Genomic DNA, 20,573 nt, shown 5'->3' with positions numbered 1-20,573 from the left:
GAGAATAGGCCGGAGGCAGACGCCCTGCCCATGTCCCATGTAGGGCAATGAGCCCTCAGGCCATGATCACGGCCTTGACCTCGGTGAACTCCTCGATGCCGAAAACTCCCTGCTCGCGGCCATTGCCCGATTGCCGGTAGCCGCCGAAGGGCGCCGACGCCTCGAGCGCCGCGCCGTTGATATGCACGTTGCCAGCGCGGAGCCGCGCCGCGACGCGGAGCGCGCGTTCCGTATCGGCCGAAGAGACATAGGCCGAAAGCCCGTAGCGCGTGTCATTGGCGATGGCGATCGCTTCTGCCTCGTCGCGATAGGGCATGACGGCGAGCACAGGCCCGAAGATTTCTTCCTGCGCGATCGACATGGAAGGGCGGACGGCGCCGAATATGGCCGGCGCCATGAAGTATCCACGCTGCTGCCCTGCCATGTCGCCACCCGTGACGAGGACCGCCCCCTCGCGGCTGCCGGCATCGATATGACGCCTCACCCGCTCGAACTGGATGGCGGAGGCCAGCGGTCCGATTTCGGTGGCAGGGTCTTGAGGGTCGCCGACAATGAGCTTTCTCGCCGCGGCTTCCGCCATGGCGAGAACCTCGTCATGGCGCGCCTGCGGCACGAGGAGGCGCGTCGGCGCGTTGCAGGACTGGCCCGTATTGTCCATGCACATGGCGACGGCCTGCGGCACGGCGTGTTCGAAATCTGCATCCGGAAGCAGGATGTTCGGGGATTTGCCGCCGAGTTCCTGACAGACGCGCTTCACCGTCGGCGCGGCCCTGATTGCAACCTCGATGCCCGCTGCCGTCGAGCCCGTGAAGGACACCATGTCGATGCCGGGATGTGCGGCGAGCGCGCTGCCGACCGTGCGGCCATCGCCATGCACGAGGTTGAACACACCGGGTGGCACGCCCGCCTCTTCGAGCACGCGCGCGAAGAGTTCCGCCGAATAGGGCGTCATCTCGCTCGGCTTCAGCACCATGGTGCAGCCTGCGGCAAGCGCAGGCGCGACCTTGCACACGATCTGGCTGATCGGCCAGTTCCAGGGCGTGATGAGCCCGCAGACGCCGATGGCTTCGCGATGGATCGCCGCATTGCCGATGCGCCGGACAGGCTCCATCGCGGCGAGCGCGGCGATGGTCGCTTCGAGCTGGTCGGGGCCCGCCGCAGCCTGCGCCTCGCGCGACAATGTGACGGGCGCGCCCATTTCGAGCGTGATCGCGGCTACGAATTCCTCATAGTGCCGCCTATAGGCGGCGAGGATGTTTTCGAGCAGCGAGAGGCGTTCTTCCCTCCGGGTCGCAGCGAAGGATGGACAGGCGCGCCGTGCCGCGGCGACTGCCCGCTCGACATCTTCATCCGTACCGAGAGCGACCTGTCCGTAGATCTCCTCGGTTGCGGGGTTGACGAGTTCGCGAACGTCTCGCCCGCCGGTGTCGATCCAGCGGCCGTCCATGTAGCAGGGTTTGATGCGGATCAAGGGGCGCGCTCCGTCCGAGTTTGCAACCGGCCTAGGGTCCGGCACCGCGCCCGGCGAGGAAATAGCCCGCCGAGGCTAGGCGAAGCGAGATGCGCAGCCTGCCTCAGACCAGCCGCACGCCCTTGGTCGTGAATTTCTGCGTCCTGTGCTTCTGGCCGAAGCGCTTTCCCTCGCCGCCGCTCTTGCCCGTGCCTGCGGGCTGCCAGGCCGGAACGAGCTGATGCTTGCCCGGCCCGATGAGGTCGGCCCGGCCCATGCGCTTCAGCGCCTCGCGCAAGGTGGGCCAGTTTTCCGGGTCGTGATAGCGCAGAAAGGCCTTGTGCAGCCGGCGCTGCTTCAGCCCCTTGACCGTCTCGACGGATTCCGACGCGCCGCGGCGCACGGGGCGGAGCGGATTCTTGCCCGAATGATACATGGCCGTTGCGAGCGCCATGGGCGAGGGCAGGAAGGTCTGCACCTGATCGGCGCGGTACTTGTTGCGCTTGAGCCAGAGGGCGAGGTTCATCATGTCCTCATCCGTCGTGCCGGGATGCGCGGCGATGAAATAGGGGATGAGGAAATATTCCTTGCCCGCCTTCTTCGCCGCTTCGTCGAACATCTTCTTGAAGCGGTCATAGGCGCCGATGCCCGGCTTCATCATCTTGGAGAGCGGGCCGTCCTCGGTGTGCTCCGGCGCGATCTTGAGATAGCCGCCGACATGATGCGTCACCAGCTCCTTCACATAGGCCGGGCTCCTGACGGCAAGGTCGTAGCGCACGCCCGAGGCGACCATCACGCGCTTGACGCCCGGAATCTCGCGCGCCTTGCGGTAGAGATTGATAAGCGCCTCATGGCTCGTGTTGAGGTTCTTGCAGACATCGGGATAGACGCAGGAGGGACGCCGGCACAGCGCCTCCGTCTCTTTGTCCTTGCAGGCCATGCGATACATGTTGGCCGTCGGCCCGCCAATGTCGGAGATGACGCCGGTGAAACCTTCCACCTTGTCGCGTACCTCCTCGATCTCCTTGAGGATCGAGCCTTCGGATCGGCTCTGGATGATGCGCCCTTCATGTTCCGTGATCGAACAGAAAGAGCAGCCGCCGAAGCAGCCGCGCATGATCGTGATCGAGAAGCGGATCATCTCCCAGGCGGGAATTTTCGCATCGCCATAGGCGGGGTGTGGCGCGCGGGCATAGGGAAGCTCGTAGACCGCGTCCATCTCCGGTGTCGTCAGCGGAATGGGCGGCCGCGTCACCCAGAGTTCCTGGTGCCCGTGCCGCTGCACCAGCGTGCGCGCATTGCCGGGATTGCTCTCGCGGTGAAGCACGCGCGAGGCGCGCGCATAGGCTTCGGGATCGGCCTCCACCTGCTCGAAGGAGGGAAGCCGTACGACGGTGTTCTCGCTGCGGATGCGCCCGCCTTCATCGCCTGAATCGAGATCGTCGGCATGCGCCTCCGTCCAGCCTTCCGGCACGGCGGGCTTCATCAGCGCGACGCCGCGCACATCGTCGAGTTCGGCGGGCTTTGCGCCTTTGGCGAGGCGATGCGTCACCTCGACGATGGAGCGCTCCGCATTTCCATAGAGCAGAATGTCGGCCTTGGCGTCGACCAGGATCGAGCGGCGCACCTTGTCCGACCAGTAGTCGTAATGCGCGATGCGCCGAAGCGAGCTTTCGATGCCGCCAAGCACGATCGGCACGTCCTTGTAGGCTTCGCGGCAGCGCTGTGCATAGACGATCGCCGCGCGGTCGGGCCGCTTGCCCCCTTCGCCGCCCGGCGTGTAGTTGTCGTTATGGCGAAGGCGCCGGTCGGCCGTGTAGCGGTTGACCATCGAATCCATGTTGCCGCCCGTGACGCCGAAATAAAGCGCGGGACGACCCAGCGCCTTGAAGGGCTCGGCGCTCTGCCAGTCGGGCTGGGCGATGATGCCGACGCGGAAGCCCTGCGCCTCGAGCAGCCGGCCGATAATGGCCATGCCGAAGCTCGGATGGTCGACATAGGCATCGCCCGTGACAAGGATCACGTCGCACTGATCCCAGCCGAGTTCGTCCATCTCCGCGCGGGACATGGGCAGAAAAGGCGCCACGCCGAAGCGGTGGGCCCAGTGTTTCTTGTAGGAAAAGAGCGGCTTGGGATCGGTCATGCCGGGAAGATGCGTGTGAACGGCTCCCCCGTCAATGGCGTGCGGCTCAGGCCGCGCCCGCGCTCATCATGGCTGCCTGATCCGAAACGATGCGATCGAGCCCCAGCAGCATCTCGCTCCAGGCCTCGTCGAACTCGGCCGTCCAGTCGCCTCCCGCGATTTCGCGAAAGGTCTCCATAACCGTTCTGAAAAAGGTCGCGAAAACCTCGGGCGGCACGCCCAGATTGTCGTGATTGCGCAATTCGCTCGAAATGAGATTGGCGGCATAGGCGCGCGGGCCCGCATAATCGAGGAAACACTCGATGACGCGGAAGAGCATCTCGCCCTTTGCGAGATTGCTGGTGTCGCTGAGGAAGAGCGGCTTCATCTCCGGGCTCTGCCGGAAAAGCCGTTCATAGACGAAAGGCGCGGGATCGGCGCATTTCCCGGCGACGAGATCGAGGCTCCGCATGATCGCTTCGCTGTTCATGGGGCTGTCCAAGGATCGCTCTCCGCTCTTTCGCGATGCTGCCTCCCTCGCAGCGGGTGGAAATGTCCGCTTCGAGGGAGGGCAGGCGTCGGTGTTCCCGATGGGAAAACCTGAGGCCGCGTCAGGCCGGGATTCGCACCATCATGCGCTCATAGCCCTTCACGAAGCTCGAAAGCACGCGGGTCGGCTCCTCCACCACTTCGATATGGGTGGTGGGCCAGCGCTTCAGGATCTCTTCCCAGACGATCCGGAGCTGCATTTCCGCGAGCCGGTTGCCGACGCAGCGGTGAATGCCGAAGCCGAAGGAGAGGTGCTGGCGCGGACGCGGACGATCGACGATGAGTTCGTTCGGGCGCTCGATCACTTCATCGTCGCGATTGCCCGAGACGTACCACATGACGACCTTGTCGCCCTTCCTGATCGTCTTGCCGCCAAGCTCCGCATCGGCGAGCGCCGTGCGTCGCATATGCGCGAGTGGCGTTTGCCAGCGGATGATTTCCGGGACCATGTTGGGAATGAGGTCCGGATTGTCGCGCAGCTTCTTGTACTGATCCGGGAACTGGTTGAGCGCGTAAAGCCCGCCGGAGATCGAGTTGCGCGTCGTGTCGTTGCCGCCGACGATGAGCAGGATCACGTTGCCGAGATATTCCATCGGCTCCATGTTTCGCGTCGCATCCGCATGCGCGAGCATGGAGATGAGATCGCCCTTGGGCTCGGAATTGACGCGCTGGTTCCACAGATCGGTGAAATAGGCGCCGCATTCGAGCAGCTCCTTTTCGCGCGCCTCCTCCGATTCGACGATGTTGGAGTTGAGGTCCGCGGTCGCCACGTCCGACCAGCGCGTGAGCTTGCGCCGGTCCTCGAAGGGGAAGTCGAAGAGCGTGGCGAGCATCTGCGTCGTCAGCTCGATCGAAACCCTGTCCACCCAGTCGAAGGGCTCGTTGCGCGGCAGTTCGTCGAGAATGCGCCCGGCGCGCTCGCGGATCGTGCCCTCGAGCCGCGCGAGATTTTCCGGCGCGACGATCGGGCTAACCACCTTGCGCTGGGCGTCATGCTTGGGCGGGTCCATGGCGATGAACATCGGCAGGCGGAAATCCTCGCGCCCGTCGCGAATGGTGATGCCGCCCAGCGCCGCTTCCGAGGAGAAGACGGCGTGGTTCGTATCGACCGCCATGATGTCGTGGTACTTGGTCACCGACCAGTAAGGCCCGAACTGGCTGTCGGCGCAGTAATGCACCGGGTCCTCGCGGCGCAGCCGCTCGAAATGGGGCCACATCGCGTTGGAGCGGAACAGCTCCGGATTGGCGACGTCGATTTCCTCGATCGGAATCGAATAGGGGTCGAACACTGCTTTTCTAGGTGTATTGGGCGCGGCCTGGCTCATCCGCTGTCCTCCCGTTTATTGTACACCGGCCCTTTTTCCTCGGGCCGTTTCTGGCGCGATGGTAGCCGTTGGGGCAGGCTGTGGCCAGCGCCTCCATGCAATGGCGGAATACTGTCGGTTTGCCATCATCGTTGGCGTCGCGCGCGTGGGGTTCGGCGCCAGCGCTCGGCACTTGCGATGCGCGCGCCGCTGGCCCATTCTCCGCCTCTTCAAGTTCCTGAACACGAACCCGCGAGATGCCGATGACCGAGAATGCAACCGCTCAGGGCGCAAAAGCCAAATGGCCGGCGATGACGATTGCCGAAGCCCATGCCTTTCTGACCGCGCCGGGAATTCCTTTCGAGATGGAGGAAAAGGTCATTCGCGGCGTCAAGATGCGCGTCTGGAAGAACGCGCCGCCGACCTTGCGCGAGGCATTCATCGCGGGCCGCGCGCATGGCGCGAAGGATTTTCTCGTCTATGAGGACGACCGCGCGACATACGAGTCCTTCGCGCGTGCCGCCATCGCTTTCTCGCATGAGCTGATCGCCCAGGGCGTGAAGAAGGGCGACCGCGTCGCCATCATCATGCGAAACCTGCCCGAATGGCCGGCGGTTTTCTACGGCGCCGCGCTCGCAGGCGCCATCGTCACGCCGCTCAACGCCTGGTGGACGGGGCCCGAGCTTGAATACGGTCTCACCGATTCCGGCGCCAGGATCGCCATCGTCGATGCCGAACGGCTGGAGCGCATCAGCGCGCATCTGAAGAACTGCCCCGATCTCAAGCGGGTCTATGTCACGCGCGAGAACGAGGAAGTGACGGATCCGATGATCGTCAAGCTCGAGGCGGTGCTTGGCGCGGTGAACGACTGGAGCAAGCTCCCCGAGGGGGCGCTTCCCGATGTGCCGCTCGATCCCGAGGACGACGCCACGATCTTCTATACTTCCGGCACGACCGGAAAGCCCAAGGGCGCGCTCGGCACCCATCGCAACATCGTTTCCAACATCATGGCATCGGGCATTTCCATGGCGCGGACCTATCTGCGCCGGGGAGAGATGCCGCCCCAGCCCGATCCCTCGGCGCCGCAGAAGGCGACGCTCATCTCCGTGCCGTTCTTCCACGCGACGGGCTGCCACGCCATCATGTCGCCCTCGCTCTTCGGCGGGGCGAAGCTCGTGATGATGCGCAAATGGGACCCCGAGCTTGCCATGCAGCTCATCGAGCGCGAGCGCATCACGGGCGCGGGCGGCGTGCCGACCATCGCCTGGCAGCTCATCGAGCATCCGAACCGGCCGAAATACGATCTCTCCTCGCTCGAGGGCATTTCCTATGGCGGTGCGCCTTCCGCGCCCGAGCTTGTGCGCAAGATCAAGGAAGTCTTCCCCAAGTCGCAGCCGGGCAATGGCTGGGGTATGACGGAAACCTCCGCCACCTTCACCAACCATCAGGGCGAGGATTACGAGAACCGCCCCTCGAGCTGCGGTCCGGCCGTGCCCGTCTGCGAGCTCAAGGTCGTCGGCCCCAATGGCGAGACGCTGCCTCCGGGCGAGGTCGGCGAGCTTTGGGGCAAGGGGCCGAACGTCGTGAAGGGCTACTGGAACAAGCCGGAAGCGACCGCGCAGACTTTCGTCGATGGCTGGGTCAAGACCGGCGACCTCGCGCGCCTCGATGAGGAAGGCTTCTGCTACATCATCGACCGCGCCAAGGACATGCTCATCCGCGGCGGCGAGAACATCTACTGCGTCGAGGTCGAGAACGTCCTTTACGAGCATCCGGCGGTCATGGATGCGGCGCTGGTGCCGATCCCGCACAAGACGCTGGGCGAGGAGCCGGGAGCGGTGGTGCATCTGAAGCCCGGCACCACGGCGACGGAGGAGGAGCTTCGCCACTTCGTGGCCTCGCGCCTTGCCGCCTTCAAGGTGCCGGTGAAGGTCGTCTTCTGGCCGGAGACGCTGCCGCGCAATGCGAACGGAAAAATCCTCAAGACCGAACTGAAGAAGATCTTCGCCGAGCCCTCGGCCTGAGGTTTTCTGACCGGAACTCCCATCTCCCGGCTTTCGGCCGGGAGATGTGGAGCGTCAGCCTGTTTCTCCTGATGTCTGGCCCGTCGTCGCGGGCCGCCCGTCACCGCCGCCTTGCGGGAACGCGTGCGAGGCGAAGCGCCGGTTTTTCGACCGGAACGAACCTGCCGCCGCGCGGGCCCTTGTCCTCGTAAGGCACGGTCATGATCGCCGTGGCGCAGACCACGCCGCCGAATGTCGTCATGAAGCCGCCGAAGAGGAGCACGAGCCCGGCCCACATCTGGTCGGAGCCGAAGAGAAGGCCGCGCACGCCGCCAATATCGAACCCGAGCACGACCGCGCCGCAGATGACGCCGACCGTCGCGCCGAGAATCCAGTTCATGACGACGAGCCGCACCACTGATTTCTCGTGCTGCCTGCCGTTTTTGCCTGTTCCCGTCCACCCGGTCATGACGCGCCTCGTAACATTATTGCTGCGATGTCGAGATTAGTCCCCTCGCGCCCGCCCCGCCAGAGGGTAGAGCGTCGCGCGGGTTCCGCGCCTATTTGCCACGATCGGGGCTGAGGCCCGCCCGACGCAGCGCCTCCGCCATGGCGCCGCCAATGGCGCTCTCGCCCTTGCGCTCCTGCTGCGGCTTCTGAGCGGGGCGCCCGCCCCGCTGTCCGCCTGCGCTCGTGCGCGGCGCGCGCGGCTCTGGCGTATCGTCGAGCCGCATGGTGAGGCCGATGCGCTTTCGCGGAACGTCCACCTCGATCACCTTGACGCGCACGATGTCGCCGGGCTTCGCCACGTCGCGCGGGTCCTTCACGAAGCTCGTCGACATGGCCGAGATGTGCACGAGTCCGTCCTGGTGGACGCCGATATCGACGAAGGCGCCGAAGGCGGCGACATTGGTGACGACGCCCTCGAGCACCATGCCGGGCTCGAGGTCGCTGAGCTTCTCGACGCCCTCCCTGAACGCCGCCGTCTTGAAGGCGGGGCGGGGGTCGCGCCCCGGCTTTTCCAGTTCCTTGAGGATGTCGCTCACCGTCGGCACGCCGAAATTCTCGTCGGTGAAATCCTGCGGCCTGAGCCCGCGCAACGTCGCCGTGTTGCCGATGAGGTTTTTCAGTTCGTCGCCGGTCTTCTCGATGATGCGGCGCACGACCGGATAGGCTTCCGGATGCACGCTCGATGCGTCGAGCGGATCGTCGCCATTCGGAATGCGAAGGAAGCCCGCGCAAAGCTCGAACGCCTTGGCGCCGAGGCGCGGCACCTCCTTGAGCGCGGCGCGCGTGCGGAAGGGGCCGGTCCGGTCGCGATGGGCGACGATCGCCTGCGCCAGGCTCTCGCCGATGCCCGATACGCGGGCGAGCAGCGGCACGGATGCCGTGTTCGCATCGACGCCGACGCCGTTCACGCAATCCTCGACCACTGCGTCGAGCGAGCGCGAAAGCTTGTGCTCGCTGATGTCGTGCTGATACTGGCCGACGCCGATCGACTTCGGATCGATCTTGACGAGTTCGGCGAGCGGGTCCTGAAGCCGCCGCGCGATCGAGACCGCGCCGCGCAGCGACACGTCGAGTTCGGGAAGCTCGCTCGAGGCATAGGCGGAGGCCGAATAGACCGAGGCGCCCGCCTCCGAGACCATCACCTTGGTCAGCCGCAATTCGGGATGCTTCTTGATGAGTTCGCCAGCGAGCTTGTCGGTTTCGCGCGAGGCGGTGCCGTTGCCGATGGCGACGAGTTCCACCTTATGCGTGCGTACAAGGCCCGCAAGAATGGCGATCGCTTCGTCCCAGCGCCGCTGCGGCTCATGCGGAAAGATGGTCGATGTGGCGACGACCTTGCCCGTCGCATCGACGACCGCGACCTTGACGCCGGTGCGATAGCCGGGGTCGAGGCCGAGCGTCGGCCGTGTGCCGGCGGGGGCGGCGAGCAGCAGGTCGCGCAGGTTTCCGGCGAAGACCTTCACCGCCTCGTCCTCGGCGAACTGGCGCAGCCTCGTCCGCATGTCGACATCGATGTGGATCTGGATCTTGGTGCGCCAGGCCCAGCGCGCCGTGTCGAGGAGCCAGCGGTCGGCGGGCCTGCCGAGATCGGCAATGCCGAACTGATGCGCGATGCGCCGCTCGAAGGTGCTGGGCTGCCCCTCGACGGGCTCTTCCGGCACGATCTGAAGCTGCAGTGCTTCTTCCTTCTCGCCGCGATAGAGCGCGAGAATGCGATGGGAGGGAAGTTTCGTCAGCGGCTCGCTGAAGTCGAAATAGTCGGAGAATTTGACGCCTTCCGCTTCCTTGCCCTCGCGCACGCGCGAGACGAGGCGGCCGCGCGTCCATACTTCCTCGCGCAGCGAGCCGATGAGTTCGGCATGTTCCGCGAAACGCTCGACGAGAATGGCGCGCGCGCCGTCTAGCGCCGCCGCGACATCGGCGACGCCCTTGTCCGCATCGACATAGGCCGCCGCAGCTTCGGCGGGATCGAGCGTCGGCGTCGAGAGAAGCGCGTCGGCCAGCGGTTCGAGCCCCGCCTCGCGCGCGATCTGGCCCTTGGTACGCCGCTTCGGCTTGAAGGGGAGGTAGATGTCCTCGAGCCGCGCCTTGTTGTCGGCGGTTTCGATCGACTGGCGCAGCGCGTCGGTGAGTTTCCCCTGCGACGAGATGCTTTCGAGAATGGCCTTCCGCCGTTCCTCGAGTTCGCGCAGATAGCGCAGCCTTTCCTCAAGCGTGCGGAGCTGCGCGTCGTCGAGCGCGCCGGTCACTTCCTTGCGGTAACGGGCGATGAAGGGCACCGTTGCGCCGCCATCGAGAAGATCGACTGCCGCCGTGACCTGTCGTTCCTGAACGCCGAGCTCCTCGGCAATGCGCTGCTGGATGGATTTCATCGGACCTGTGGAAAAGCTGACGCGGGGTGGAAAGGGAGAGGCGGGTTTTACCCGCGCCCGCGCCGCCGGTCAAAGCGCGTGGGCGCTACTCCATCCGTTCGATAAGGCGCGCGCGCTCGGCGGCGGCGTCGCGCAGATGATGCGAGCGCAGTTCCCTCACCTCCGCTTCGCTATAGGGCGCAAAACTCTCGGGCATATGCGCCGCGTCGAAATGGACGACGAGCCAGTTCAGGAGATCGGCGACCGCCTTGTCGGAGAGCACGGACTGGCGCGTGCCCGGCACCTGCACGAGATAGGCGCGCCCGCCCTCGACGGAGAGGAAACGCGCGACGTGATTCTTGAGCGGCGGCACCTTGTCCGGCGTCTCCGCGCCGTCGGGCAGATGGCAGCCCATGCAGCGCAGCATGTAGTCCGTGCGCGGGGAGGCGAGCGCGGCCGAAGCGCCGAGGCAGAGAAGAAACACGAGCGCCGCGAGCCGCAAGGTCACTCTCCCGTGGCCACGCCCATGAGCACGGCGGTGGAACAATTATAGACGATGTCGGCGCCGCTTCCCGCGCACCAGTTGATGTCGTTCGCCGTGTCGGTGCGATAGAGCGGCCGGTCGCCTTCGTCGCGCTGGCAGGTGCAGCGGCCGCAGCCGCTCCGCCCGCAGCAATCATTGTAGGAGATGATGTAGTCCTTGCCGTCGTTCGGGTTGCGGCATGTGCCGACCCATGTGATGGCCGAGGCGACCGTTCCCGGCGGGCAGGTGCTGGTGCTGCCGCCGCAGCAACTGCACAGAAAGCCGTCAATGGCGCAGTAGCGCCAGTAATCGCAGCGCGTGGGGTCGCCGTCATCCTTTGCCGCCGCCCCGGCGCGCGAGACCGGAAGGAGCGGCGCGACACCGGCGCCGATGAGAAATGCGCCCGCCCTTGCGAGAAAGCCGCGCCGGGAGGAGCCCCGCGCGAGCATGCGCGCCGAGCGCTCCGTCCATCTGTCGATCGCCCCCATCACTCACCTCCCCGCGCGGCTTCGGCCGCCGCCCTTTCGCGTTTCATGTAGTCCTGGATCGAGGCGACGCCCTCGCGTTCCGCCTCGATGAGGCTTTCGAGATGTTCGCGCGTATTGACGAGCCCATGCGCGCGGACGATGCCTTCGCCGTCGATGAGCACGGCATAGGGAAGCTTGCTCACGCCGAAGCCGAGCCCGAGCTGTTCGGAGAGCACATAGGGCAGGTCATCGAGCCCCTTGCGGGCGATGAAGGCTTGGTGCTCCGCCGCTTCGCCGTCGCTTGCGAGCACGAGCCGGAGGCCCGGCGTCTGCCGCGCGAGGGCGCGTGCGGTCGGCAGCAGCGTCGTGCAGACGGGGCAGGTCGGCGAGAGGAAGAAGGCGAGCGTGCTCGCGCCATCCGCCTGTTTGCCGCCGATGGTCACCTCGCCGCCCGTGAGGCTTGCAAGGCGGAGGAGGGGTGCGGCTTCGCCCACGCGCACGGACTTCGCCACCATCAGCGCGCCGACAGGCGTGATGCGCTCATGCAGAACGCCCACCTGCCGCGCGAGCAGGATCACCGCGCCGCCAAGCCCGATGACGAGCAGCCAGAGCAGGATGTTCGAGACGATGAGGGTCTGTTCCATGTGCTCAGGCTTTCAGGCGCGTATGGGATGAGAGATTGGCGATGAGCGCATTCACCGCCTCGTAAAGCGCGAGAAGCGCGATGGCCGCGAGGATGCCGACCGCGTAATCCGCGATCGAAAGCACGCGCCCCGCGAGCGGAAGTTGCGCCGTCGCTGCGGCGATGGCGAGGACGAGATTTCGCAGCACGAGCGCCGGATGGAGCATCTGCTTGCGGCCGGGGCCGCCGCAGCCGCAATCGATGTCACGCCGCCCCCGCGCGAGATTGATGCCGATCGCGCCCGCATAGGCGATGAAGATCGCGGCCGAGAGCAGGGCGGCATGTTCTGACCGCGCCACGAGAAAGAGCGCCGCTGCCCCCTCGATGAGCGGAAGCGCGCGCGACATGGGGTGCACGAGTCCTTCGGGAAGCAGCGCATAGGCCGCGATCTGCGCCTCGAATGTGGCGCGGTCGCGCAGCTTGTGAAAGGCGGCGATCGCCAGTACGGCGGCGAGCGCCAGTCGAAGCGCAAGATCCGCGACGGGATCGATCGTCAGCATCGCCATGCTCATGGTTGTTGCAGCGATGTCGCGAAGGACGCGACATGATCGACGGTTCTGAGATGCGTTCCGGCATGCGCGTCGTAAACGTCGAGAGCCGGTTTCACGAGATCGAGTATATCGCCGATCTTGCCGAGAACCGAAAGAACCGCGAGCGACCAGTAGGGAATGACGGGCTGCATGGAGGCGGCATAGACGATCGGCTTTTCGTCCTGGCTGACCTCGATGGCGAGCGTCGGGTTTGCGAGATCGAATTTTGCCACGCGCCTTTGGGCCGCGATGTCATAGACCCAGACCTCGTCGCCCGGCTCCTCATAGGTGCTCTCCGGCCCCTTGCGCATGAGCGCGTAGAGGCGGCCGTCCCGCCGGCCGATGGCAAGCGGCTGATAGCCGCCTGTGCGCCAGCCCTTCTTTCGCTCGCTGTCGCTGAGGAGCGACCATTTCGCCCGAAGCGTCACCTCCGCTCCCGACGCATCGAGCTGATAGATGTCGCCGTTGAAGGAGACGAAAAGCCAGTCATGGCCGATACGCGCCGCATGAACGATGACGGGGTCCTCGAAAGGATCGAAAAAGGCCTTGCCGTCTTTCTGACCGGCGACCTTGCCGCTGTCGTCGAGCGTCAGAACCTTGATGCCGCCATCTCCGCATATGAGGAACAGGCGCCGCGCATCCATGGGATAGATCTGCCCGCAGCCCGGCGTGTCCACTTCCTCCACGAAGCGGTTTTCGCCGAGATCGACGATACTCACCGATTGCTTCGGCGTGAAATTGGTGATGGCGAGGAAGCGGTCGTCATCGGTCATGCCGGCCATGCGCGTCTGCACGAGCGCCGTCATGCGCCGGGGCGGCACCTCGATCTCGTGAAGCGGCAGCAGCGTGCGCGGATCGTAGACGGTCACATAGTCGTGGCGGGTCCCGCGCGTGCCCTTCTCGAAATAGGTTTCGAGCGCGACGATATTGCCGGTCGATCTTTGCGGCAGCACGCCCGCGCTCCAGAAGCCTGTGCTCAGCATGCCGAGCATCTTGCCCTTGTCGGCATCGACGAGCACCGCGCGTGTGTCAGGATTGTGCTGGGCGCCGAGATCGCCGACCCAGACCCAATGGTCCCTGGGCCCGTCCGGCAGCACCTCCACGCGGAGCGTTTCCGGCTCGAGATCGGCCGCAAGCGCGGGCGCCGCCGTAAGCGCAAGCACGGCCGCCGCAATCGAAGCCAAGGCGCGCATGTGTCCTCCCCGAGATTCCCGCCGGCCCGGCAGGCAGGCCCCTTTGCCTTATTTGGCGTCAGATTTGGGTTTCGGGAAAGTCCTGATTGGGGTTTGCGCCACGTTTCAGCCGACCGGCTGGTCGGGAAAGGCGAGTTCGTGGCGCGCCCGCCACTCGGGTTTCACATAGTTGACGATGATCGACTTGCGCACGCCCTTGAAGCGGCGCTGCTCTACGCCGTGCCATGTGTCCGGCCCCGGAACGAAAATGAGCCCGCGATTGAAGCCGCCGGGCGCCGAGCCCGCATGGCGAAGCTCGTCGTCGTAAATATCCGTGCCCCAGCCCGCCGCCTCCGGGCTCTCCGAGAGATAGATGAGCATGGTGAAGAGCTTGGCGCCGATATCCGTATGGGGCGCGAGCCAGAAACCGTCCGTGTCCTGGCAATATTCGATGCGCAGCGAGCTGCCTGTGAGCGTCGCGCCCGTCTCGCGCTCGATCTGCCGCACGGTTTCAGGCGCCTGAAAACAGTCGGCCATCGCGCGTGCGACCGGAAAGCGCGAGAGGTTTTCGCCCGCGAAGAAGCTCCGCGTTGCATTATGCGTCTCGCGCTTTCCTTGCGTATCGTCGATCGCGGGTGGCGCGATGGGAAGCGCAGGGATGGCGCGCGCCGCATCGGTCGGCAGCGCATCGCACAGCAGCCAGTGACGGAAGGGGAAGCCTTCCGTGTCCGCCTCGCCGAGCGCCTTGAGGAAGTGGTGGCCGATCGCCTCGCCGCCTGCGGAAATTTTCGTCATGGCCGTGCCTCCGCCCTGTCCGGTATTCGCCCGAGACCGAAGAAGCGCTTCAGTCTTTTGACATTGCCCGATACGCGGTGGCGCGCTTCCTCGCGCCTCAGCACGTCTTCGTCGCGGCAGTAGTTAAGCATCACATAGCGGCGCGGGCCGACGAAAGGCGCGTGCCCGTGCCAGGAATTCGGCTGCACCCTGAAGCAGACGAGCGTGCCTCCTTCGGGCGGCACCTCAGTCGCATAATCGTCGAGATCGTCCGGCCCCCGCAGCACGCGCAGCCGCCCGCCCGTCGGCGCCCACGCATTGTGGGGAGATGGCTCGTTCAGATAGAGAAGGAGCGTTGCGAGCTTGAAGGACGAATCCGAATGGATCTGTCCGTCCTGCGCCTGACAGCAGCTTCTGATCGTGAGGAGGGGCGGCCGGTCTTCGAGATCGAGGTCGAGCTTCTCGCCGATGATGCGGGCAAGCTCCCCGCTTCGCAATTCCTGAAGCAGCCTGTTGAAAACGGGTCCGCCGCTTGCGGCTTCGGGCAGGAAGAGCCCCGCCATGTCGAGATCGGGAAAATCCCGGATCACTTTCCTCAGCATCTCGCCCGGTATGAAATCGCGCACGACGAAATGCGGATAGGGGTCCGGTTCGACCTTTGCAGCCTTGAGAGCTTCGTAATCGATCATGTCTCGCACCCTTCGCCGGACATATGTGCGGCACGCGGCCGATTGGTGCGATGCTAGTGTCGGGGGTTTCCCGCGAACAATGTGTCACTTTGTCAATCGCCGCGACCGGCCGTCGCATGCGCGATTGATTATCAGTGTCTCAGTGTCTTGGATGCTCGCGGGGAGCGGCGATGGAGCGGGCGATGATGTTGCGGTGAGTTTCGTTCGTACCCGAATAAATGCTCGCCGCGCGCGTACTGAAATATTTATGCGCCGCATGGGCGGCCTCTCCGGCGAAGGCGGGGCTGTTGCCGTTGAGCGTGCCCGCCACGGCGGCATAGGGCCCGGCGAGGTCGAGCGCGATTTCGGTGATGCGCTGGTGAAGCTCGCTCGCCATGCATTTCATGAGCGAGGAGGAGACTTCGTCATCGCCCGCAAGCCGTCCCTCCGACATCAGGCGAAGTTCGAAACTCTCGAAGGCGCGAAGCTCGGTCCCGATGGCGGCAAGGCGAGCGGGGAAGCCGGCATCGGCTTCGGGACCCGCCGCCAGCAGGCGTTCCAGCGCGCGATAGGCGCGCCGCAGCAATCCGCTCGTCGTGTTGTTCGAGCGCGCGAAACGCATGAGATGCTTTGCGACCGCCCAGCCCTCGCCCTCGGCGCCCACGCGATTGGCGAGGGGTACGCGCACATCGTCGAAGATGACCTGATTGAATTCGTGATCGCCGTCGAAGGAAAGGATGGGCTCGACCTTGAGACCCGGCGTCGCCATGTCGATGAGAAGAAAGGTGATCCCCTCCTGTGGGCGCGCGCCGCGCGCGCTGCGCACCAGCGCGAACATGCGGTTCGCGTGATGGGCCCCGGTCGTCCAGATCTTCGCGCCGTTGACGACGTAAGCGTCGCCGTCGCGCACCGCGCGCGTTCCGAGCGCCGCGAGATCGGAGCCCGCGCCCGCTTCCGAGAAGCCCTGGCACCAGAGGTCGTCGCCGGTCAGGATGGGCGCGAGGTAGCGTTCGCGCTGCTCGAGCGTGCCCATGGAAATGAGGAGAGGCCCGATGCTCCTGATCCCTCCGGCAAACAGGATGGGCGCATCGTTGAGCGCGCATTCCCGCTCGAAGAGAAAGCGCTGCCTCGCCGACCAGCCCGTGCCTCCATGGGCGAGAGGCCAGGCGGGCGCGATCCAGCCGCGCTCGTAAAGGCGGCGATGCCAGATGCGGCAGGCTTCGATGTCGGAATGCGTGCCCGTCGTGCGCTGTCCCGCCGCCCTGAGGTCCGGCGTGAGTCTTTCCGAAAGGAAGGACCGCACTTCGTCGAGAAAGGCCTGATCGTTCTCCATTGCGCGGGCGCCCGTTGCGATGTGTTGCCTTGAGCCTGAACCGGACCTGGCCCGCGAGGAACGTGGCATGAAGCCGCGTCGGCCCGGTGGGGCAGCCGCAGCGTTTGGGGCGCGGACCCGCGGCCAGCCGGCGACAAGCAGAAAATTTGTTTAAAAACAGCGATTTGGCGATGGGTGTGATGCGGCTTGCATGGGGCGCTGGCAATCCCCACATTGATGCCAAGCGGTGCCGCTTCAGGGCCGCGAATGAACCGGGTCGCTTTTGCGAAGGACTTTGGGAATGACGCGCATGATGCAGTTCAACAGCCCGTTCCTGCTTGGCTTCGATGACATGGAACAGCTGCTTGAGCGCGTCGCGAAGGGATCGGATGGCTATCCTCCCTATAATGTGGAGGAGGTGATCGCCGGAAGCGGCGACACGCAGAAGCGGGCGCTTCGCATCACGCTTGCCGTCGCCGGATTTTCCCGCGACGAGCTTTCGGTCACGCTGGAGGACAATCAGCTTGTCATTCGTGGCCGCCAGCGCGACGGGAACGAGCGCGTCTTTCTCCACCGCGGAATTGCGGCGCGCCAGTTTCAGCGGGCATTCGTTCTTGCGGATGGAATGGACGCCGTGGGTGCGAGGCTCGAGAACGGCCTTCTTTCGATAGATCTCGTAAGGCCGGAGCCCTCGAAACTGGTGAAGACGATCGAGATCAGCGGCCAGTGACGCGCGTCGCCTCGAATGGGACCGCGTGAAAGGAGCGTAAAATGCGTAACGACAACGACGAATTCGATACCGGGACGAAGACGGGATGGGGTGCCGAGGACCTGCGCCACCTGACGCCGGAGCTTTTCGCCAATATCGGCATGCCGAACATCGTCTATGTGCGTGAGATTCTGGCCGGCGAGCTCGCGGGCGAACTTGGCTCGGAAATCGACGTGCCGGCGGATACGCGGCTTTATGCGGTTCACGCTGCGAACGGCCAGCGCATGGCCGTGCTCGACAACCGCGCCGCTGCCTTTGCAGGCGCGCGCCAGTACGACCTCGAGCCCGTGAGCGTGCACTGATCCAGGTGCTTTGACTATCAAGTGCCGGACTATCGAAAGACCGTCAGGGCTGGCAGTCGCTGTTGCTTGGCCGGGTGAGAAGAAAAACGGCGACGCCGCCGCACATCACGCCCTGAACGGCCAGCACGGCCACATGGAAATCCATCCAGACGCTGAAGGCGAGGGACCAGGCGAGCAGCAGCAGCGCAAGGACCTTCGCCCGAAGCGGAATGACGCCGTAGCGCTCCCAGTTCACGATGATGGGGCCGAGCATGGAATGGTTGAGAAGCCAGCCATGCAGCGATGGCGAGCTGCGCGCGAAAAGATAGGCGGCCAGAAGCAGGAAGGGCGTGGTCGGCAGCAGCGGCAGGAACGCGCCTGCTATGCCCAATCCGACCGAGACGAGCCCGCCCGCGATCAGGAGAATTCTTCCGATCGGGTTCATTGCCGTTCCGTCCGGGCGGGCGGCATTTCCACGCTCAGACGGCGCTGGTGGCCGCCGGTTCGGTGAGAATGGCGAAGAGCGCCGCCGGATCGTCGCTCGCCCTCAGCTTTTCGACCACGGCCTGATTGCGCAGGAGCCGCGAAATGCGGGCCAGCGCCTTCAGATGGTCGGCACCGGCCGATTCGGGCGCGAGCAGCAGGAAGATGAGATCGACCGGCTGGTCGTCCACGGAATCAAAATCGACCGGCGTGTCGAGCCTCGCGAAGAGGCCATGGAGCCGTGTGAGCTGCGAAAGCTTGCCATGCGGAATGGCGATGCCCTGGCCCACGCCCGTCGAGCCGAGGCGCTCGCGCTCAAGCAGCGTCTCGAACACCGTGCGCTCGGAAACGCCGGTGAGCGCGGCCGCGCGCTGGGCAAGCTCCTGCAGTGCCTGCTTCTTGCTGGTGACTTTAAGGTGAGCGATCACCCCCTCGGGCGACACCAGATCTTCAAGCTCCATGGTCCGCGTCCTGTCCTGCTCGTCAGCCGTCCGCCGAGGCGGCGAACGGCTCTGGCCTTGTGTTTCTGGTTATTGTGCTTTGTCGCGACCGGCGTCGATCCAGCCGATATGTCCGTCGTCACGGCGATAGACGACATTGAGCCCGTCATTCGCCCCGCTGCGGAAGACGAAGAAGGGAGCGTCGATCAGATCCATCTGCATGACGGCATCGCCGACGCTGAGATGCGGGATGGAGGTCGTCTCCTCGGCGATGATGACGGGTTGGCCGTCGATCGCCGCCTCTTCCTGCTCGTTGCCTGCCTCGATGACGAAGGAAGGCACGGACTGGGCGGGCAGCGCCGTCCTTGCGCCGTTGGTGTGGCTCTTGAGGCGGCGCTTGTAACGGCGCAGCCGCTTGTCGAGCTTCTCGATCGCGGCGTCGAAGGAGGCGTAGGGCTCGCCAGCGCGGCCCTGCGTCTGGATGCGCATGCCGGAATTGAGATGCACCGAGCAATCCGCACGGAACTCGTGCCCGTCCTTCGAGAAAATGACATGGCCGACGATCGACTTGTCGAAATACTTTCCGACGCTCTGTTCGAGGCGCTCCGTGACATGGGTGCGGAGCGCATCTCCGACGTCGAGATGATGGCCGCTGACCTGAACCTGCATGAGAGACCTTTCCGGGTCACATTCGCGTCAAAACGCCGGCAATCGAATGGCCGTCAGACCACCTTCGGCCCCGTTGCCCCCAGCCGGACGTTGCGTTCGCGCCTCGCGCCGCGCCGCACGCCCGTTTTGCTCCTCGCTGCGTTCCCTCTGGGGGGGGCTTGAGCGCGTGGCAAACTAGTGGCCCGCTCCGGGGGTGTCAACATGGCTCGGCCTTTCGGCAAAAACCCGTTTTATCTCAATTATATAGGCTCGAATTACCGGCTTTGAAGGGGGCCCTGCCTCCCTCAGGCATAGGCTTTCTTGTCCCGCCGCCGCTGGACGGAGGAGGGAATGTTCAACGCTTCCCGATACTTGGCGACCGTGCGCCGCGCGATGTCGATGCCCGAGCGTTTCAGGATGTCGACGATATTGTCGTCCGAGAGCACGGCGTCCGGCAGCTCGGCGTCGATCAGTTCCTTGATGCGATGGCGGACCGCTTCGGCCGAATGTGCTTCGCCGCCCTCGCTGGAGGCGATGGCCGAGGTGAAGAAATACTTCATCTCGAAGATGCCGCGCGGCGTCGCGATGTACTTGTTCGAGGTGACGCGGCTGACCGTCGATTCATGCATGGAGATCGCGTCGGCGACGGTCTTCAGATTGAGCGGCCGCAAATGCTGGATGCCATGGACGAGGAAGGCGTCCTGCTGGCGCACGATCTCGGACGCGACCTTGAGAATGGTGCGCGCGCGCTGGTCGAGGCTTTTGACGAGCCAGTTGGCATTGTTGAGACATTCGGAGAGATAGGCTTTCGCCTTCGGATCGCCGGAAAGCCTGCTCACCTCGGAATAATATTGCTGGTTCACCAGCACGCGCGGCAGCGTTTCCGAATTGAGTTCGACGCTCCATCCGCCATCGGGGCGCGGGCGCACGAAGACGTCGGGGATCACGGGCACGGTCGGTTCGCCGCCAAAGGCGAGGCCCGGCTTCGGATTGCAGCCGCGAATATCCTCGATCATGCTCGCGATGTCCTCGCGGTCAGCGCCGCAGAGTTTCATCAGGAGATCGAAATCGCGCCGCGCGAAAAGCTCCAGATGGTCGAGAAAGATCTGCATGGCAGGGTCGAGCCGGTCGCGCTCCCTGAGCTGGATCGCGAGGCACTCCTTGAGATTGCGCGCGCAAATGCCGGAAGGCTCGAAGGTCTGGAGCACGGCCAGCACGCGCTCGACTTCCTCTGGCGCCGCGCCGAGCCGCCCGGCAACCTCGTCGAGATCGGCGGTGATGTAGCCCGCCTCGTTCACGAGATCGATGAGATGGGCGCCGATGAGCCGCTGGCGCTCGTCCTTCAGCGCCATGTTGAGCTGCGCGGTGAGGTGCTCGGCGAGTGTGGCTTCATGCGCGAGCGTGGCTTCGAGGCTGAACTCGCCGTCGCCGCCCGCGCCGCTCCCTGATTTGAGGCTCTGCCAGTCAGAGCCCGTGGGGCCGGGCGCCTCGGCTGCCGCGTCGTTCGCCGCGTCGCTGCGGCTTTCGTCGGCATA

General features: G+C 65.1%; 21 protein-coding genes. 3 read left to right on the top strand and 18 right to left on the bottom strand.

What is annotated here, in order from left to right:
* Positions 1 to 55: 55 nt before the first annotated feature.
* The 4 genes from PKA57_RS08855 to PKA57_RS08840 form a co-directional block, all read right to left on the bottom strand.
* Positions 56 to 1,471 (bottom strand): aldehyde dehydrogenase family protein, encoded by a 1,416-nt coding sequence (locus tag PKA57_RS08855; protein ID WP_324299642.1) that lies wholly within the window; start codon positions 1,469 to 1,471, stop codon positions 56 to 58.
* A gap of 103 nt (positions 1,472 to 1,574) precedes the next feature.
* The gene (locus tag PKA57_RS08850; RefSeq protein WP_324299640.1) at positions 1,575 to 3,593 is read right to left on the bottom strand and encodes a YgiQ family radical SAM protein; all 2,019 of its coding nucleotides are present in this window, start codon (positions 3,591 to 3,593) and stop codon (positions 1,575 to 1,577) included.
* 46 nt (positions 3,594 to 3,639) lie between these two features.
* The gene (locus PKA57_RS08845) at positions 3,640 to 4,062 is read right to left on the bottom strand and encodes a globin (RefSeq protein ID WP_324299638.1); all 423 of its coding nucleotides are present in this window, start codon (positions 4,060 to 4,062) and stop codon (positions 3,640 to 3,642) included.
* 121 nt (positions 4,063 to 4,183) lie between these two features.
* On the bottom strand, positions 4,184 to 5,446 hold the full coding sequence (locus PKA57_RS08840; RefSeq protein WP_324299636.1) for a cytochrome P450: 1,263 nt from the start codon (positions 5,444 to 5,446) through the stop codon (positions 4,184 to 4,186).
* Between the two features lie 242 nt (positions 5,447 to 5,688).
* Here PKA57_RS08840 and PKA57_RS08835 point away from each other — a divergent pair, with 242 nt between their 5' ends.
* Positions 5,689 to 7,449, top strand: a complete 1,761-nt coding sequence (locus PKA57_RS08835) for a class I adenylate-forming enzyme family protein (RefSeq protein WP_324299635.1) — start codon at positions 5,689 to 5,691, stop codon at positions 7,447 to 7,449.
* A 100-nt stretch (positions 7,450 to 7,549) separates the two neighbouring features.
* On the opposite strand, the gene PKA57_RS08830 is transcribed toward PKA57_RS08835, so the two are convergent.
* The 10 genes from PKA57_RS08830 to PKA57_RS08785 all read right to left on the bottom strand — a co-directional run bounded on the left by PKA57_RS08830 (position 7,550) and on the right by PKA57_RS08785 (position 16,438).
* Positions 7,550 to 7,897 carry a hypothetical protein gene (locus PKA57_RS08830; RefSeq protein WP_324299633.1) on the bottom strand — a complete coding sequence of 116 codons (348 nt, stop codon included), beginning with the start codon at positions 7,895 to 7,897 and terminating at the stop codon, positions 7,550 to 7,552.
* A 91-nt stretch (positions 7,898 to 7,988) separates the two neighbouring features.
* Positions 7,989 to 10,310: a Tex family protein gene (locus PKA57_RS08825; protein WP_324299631.1), complete on the bottom strand. Its 2,322-nt coding sequence runs from the start codon at positions 10,308 to 10,310 to the stop codon at positions 7,989 to 7,991.
* Positions 10,311 to 10,395: 85 nt separating this feature from the next.
* The gene (locus tag PKA57_RS08820) at positions 10,396 to 10,791 is read right to left on the bottom strand and encodes a hypothetical protein (RefSeq protein WP_324299629.1); all 396 of its coding nucleotides are present in this window, start codon (positions 10,789 to 10,791) and stop codon (positions 10,396 to 10,398) included.
* Between the two features lie 2 nt (positions 10,792 to 10,793).
* Positions 10,794 to 11,300 carry a methylamine dehydrogenase light chain gene (locus tag PKA57_RS08815; RefSeq protein WP_324299627.1) on the bottom strand — a complete coding sequence of 169 codons (507 nt, stop codon included), beginning with the start codon at positions 11,298 to 11,300 and terminating at the stop codon, positions 10,794 to 10,796.
* Positions 11,300 to 11,923, bottom strand: coding sequence for a methylamine dehydrogenase accessory protein MauD (gene mauD / locus PKA57_RS08810; protein ID WP_324299625.1), 624 nt, complete (start codon positions 11,921 to 11,923; stop codon positions 11,300 to 11,302). Before mauD ends, PKA57_RS08815 begins: the two co-directional genes overlap by 1 nt.
* 4 nt (positions 11,924 to 11,927) lie before the next feature.
* Positions 11,928 to 12,461, bottom strand: a complete 534-nt coding sequence (locus PKA57_RS08805; RefSeq protein ID WP_324299623.1) for a MauE/DoxX family redox-associated membrane protein — start codon at positions 12,459 to 12,461, stop codon at positions 11,928 to 11,930.
* 8 nt (positions 12,462 to 12,469) lie between these two features.
* Positions 12,470 to 13,684, bottom strand: coding sequence for an amine dehydrogenase large subunit (locus PKA57_RS08800; protein ID WP_324299621.1), 1,215 nt, complete (start codon positions 13,682 to 13,684; stop codon positions 12,470 to 12,472).
* A gap of 105 nt (positions 13,685 to 13,789) precedes the next feature.
* On the bottom strand, positions 13,790 to 14,458 hold the full coding sequence (locus tag PKA57_RS08795) for a 2OG-Fe(II) oxygenase (protein WP_324299619.1): 669 nt from the start codon (positions 14,456 to 14,458) through the stop codon (positions 13,790 to 13,792).
* Entirely contained in the window at positions 14,455 to 15,126 is a 672-nt protein-coding gene (locus PKA57_RS08790; RefSeq protein ID WP_324299617.1) for a 2OG-Fe(II) oxygenase, read from the bottom strand. The genes PKA57_RS08795 and PKA57_RS08790 overlap by 4 nt, the downstream gene beginning before the upstream one ends.
* Positions 15,127 to 15,265: 139 nt before the next feature.
* Positions 15,266 to 16,438: an acyl-CoA dehydrogenase family protein gene (locus tag PKA57_RS08785; RefSeq protein WP_324299615.1), complete on the bottom strand. Its 1,173-nt coding sequence runs from the start codon at positions 16,436 to 16,438 to the stop codon at positions 15,266 to 15,268.
* Between the two features lie 280 nt (positions 16,439 to 16,718).
* Here PKA57_RS08785 and PKA57_RS08780 point away from each other — a divergent pair, with 280 nt between their 5' ends.
* The gene (locus PKA57_RS08780; protein WP_324299613.1) at positions 16,719 to 17,147 is read left to right on the top strand and encodes an Hsp20 family protein; all 429 of its coding nucleotides are present in this window, start codon (positions 16,719 to 16,721) and stop codon (positions 17,145 to 17,147) included.
* A gap of 41 nt (positions 17,148 to 17,188) precedes the next feature.
* Entirely contained in the window at positions 17,189 to 17,488 is a 300-nt protein-coding gene (locus tag PKA57_RS08775; RefSeq protein WP_324299611.1) for a DUF1150 domain-containing protein, read from the top strand.
* A 43-nt stretch (positions 17,489 to 17,531) separates the two neighbouring features.
* On the opposite strand, the gene PKA57_RS08770 is transcribed toward PKA57_RS08775, so the two are convergent.
* From PKA57_RS08770 to rpoN, 4 genes are all read right to left on the bottom strand, one after another.
* On the bottom strand, positions 17,532 to 17,912 hold the full coding sequence (locus tag PKA57_RS08770) for a YbaN family protein (RefSeq protein WP_324299609.1): 381 nt from the start codon (positions 17,910 to 17,912) through the stop codon (positions 17,532 to 17,534).
* Between the two features lie 34 nt (positions 17,913 to 17,946).
* Positions 17,947 to 18,411, bottom strand: a complete 465-nt coding sequence (ptsN, locus tag PKA57_RS08765; protein ID WP_324299607.1) for a PTS IIA-like nitrogen regulatory protein PtsN — start codon at positions 18,409 to 18,411, stop codon at positions 17,947 to 17,949.
* Positions 18,412 to 18,480: 69 nt separating this feature from the next.
* Positions 18,481 to 19,059, bottom strand: coding sequence for a ribosome-associated translation inhibitor RaiA (raiA, locus tag PKA57_RS08760; protein WP_324299605.1), 579 nt, complete (start codon positions 19,057 to 19,059; stop codon positions 18,481 to 18,483).
* 284 nt (positions 19,060 to 19,343) lie between these two features.
* Positions 19,344 to 20,573, bottom strand: a 1,230-nt coding sequence (rpoN, locus tag PKA57_RS08755) for an RNA polymerase factor sigma-54 (protein WP_324299603.1), incomplete at its 5' end; no start/stop codon positions are given.

It is taken from the genome of Parvibaculum sp. (assembly GCF_035325945.1).
In the GTDB taxonomy this organism is placed as follows: Bacteria; Pseudomonadota; Alphaproteobacteria; order Parvibaculales; family Parvibaculaceae; genus Parvibaculum.
The sequence above is the reverse complement of the archived record's forward strand: the minus strand, read 5'-3'. Positions and strand labels throughout refer to the sequence as shown.

Excerpts from the sequence above, each read along its gene's own strand:
- PKA57_RS08850 (WP_324299640.1), bottom strand. The coding sequence starts at position 3,593 with ATGACCGATCCCAAGCCGCTCTTTTCCTACAAGAAACACTGGGCCCAC.
- PKA57_RS08845 (WP_324299638.1), bottom strand. The coding sequence starts at position 4,062 with ATGAACAGCGAAGCGATCATGCGGAGCCTCGATCTCGTCGCCGGGAAA.
- PKA57_RS08840 (WP_324299636.1), bottom strand. The coding sequence starts at position 5,446 with ATGAGCCAGGCCGCGCCCAATACACCTAGAAAAGCAGTGTTCGACCCC.
- PKA57_RS08835 (WP_324299635.1), top strand. The coding sequence starts at position 5,689 with ATGACCGAGAATGCAACCGCTCAGGGCGCAAAAGCCAAATGGCCGGCG.
- PKA57_RS08830 (WP_324299633.1), bottom strand. The coding sequence starts at position 7,897 with ATGACCGGGTGGACGGGAACAGGCAAAAACGGCAGGCAGCACGAGAAA.
- PKA57_RS08825 (WP_324299631.1), bottom strand. The coding sequence starts at position 10,310 with ATGAAATCCATCCAGCAGCGCATTGCCGAGGAGCTCGGCGTTCAGGAA.
- PKA57_RS08815 (WP_324299627.1), bottom strand. The coding sequence starts at position 11,300 with ATGGGGGCGATCGACAGATGGACGGAGCGCTCGGCGCGCATGCTCGCG.
- mauD (WP_324299625.1), bottom strand. The coding sequence starts at position 11,923 with ATGGAACAGACCCTCATCGTCTCGAACATCCTGCTCTGGCTGCTCGTC.
- PKA57_RS08805 (WP_324299623.1), bottom strand. The coding sequence starts at position 12,461 with ATGCTGACGATCGATCCCGTCGCGGATCTTGCGCTTCGACTGGCGCTC.
- PKA57_RS08800 (WP_324299621.1), bottom strand. The coding sequence starts at position 13,684 with ATGCGCGCCTTGGCTTCGATTGCGGCGGCCGTGCTTGCGCTTACGGCG.
- PKA57_RS08795 (WP_324299619.1), bottom strand. The coding sequence starts at position 14,458 with ATGACGAAAATTTCCGCAGGCGGCGAGGCGATCGGCCACCACTTCCTC.
- PKA57_RS08790 (WP_324299617.1), bottom strand. The coding sequence starts at position 15,126 with ATGATCGATTACGAAGCTCTCAAGGCTGCAAAGGTCGAACCGGACCCC.
- PKA57_RS08785 (WP_324299615.1), bottom strand. The coding sequence starts at position 16,438 with ATGGAGAACGATCAGGCCTTTCTCGACGAAGTGCGGTCCTTCCTTTCG.
- PKA57_RS08780 (WP_324299613.1), top strand. The coding sequence starts at position 16,719 with ATGACGCGCATGATGCAGTTCAACAGCCCGTTCCTGCTTGGCTTCGAT.
- PKA57_RS08775 (WP_324299611.1), top strand. The coding sequence starts at position 17,189 with ATGCGTAACGACAACGACGAATTCGATACCGGGACGAAGACGGGATGG.
- PKA57_RS08770 (WP_324299609.1), bottom strand. The coding sequence starts at position 17,912 with ATGAACCCGATCGGAAGAATTCTCCTGATCGCGGGCGGGCTCGTCTCG.
- ptsN (WP_324299607.1), bottom strand. The coding sequence starts at position 18,411 with ATGGAGCTTGAAGATCTGGTGTCGCCCGAGGGGGTGATCGCTCACCTT.
- raiA (WP_324299605.1), bottom strand. The coding sequence starts at position 19,059 with ATGCAGGTTCAGGTCAGCGGCCATCATCTCGACGTCGGAGATGCGCTC.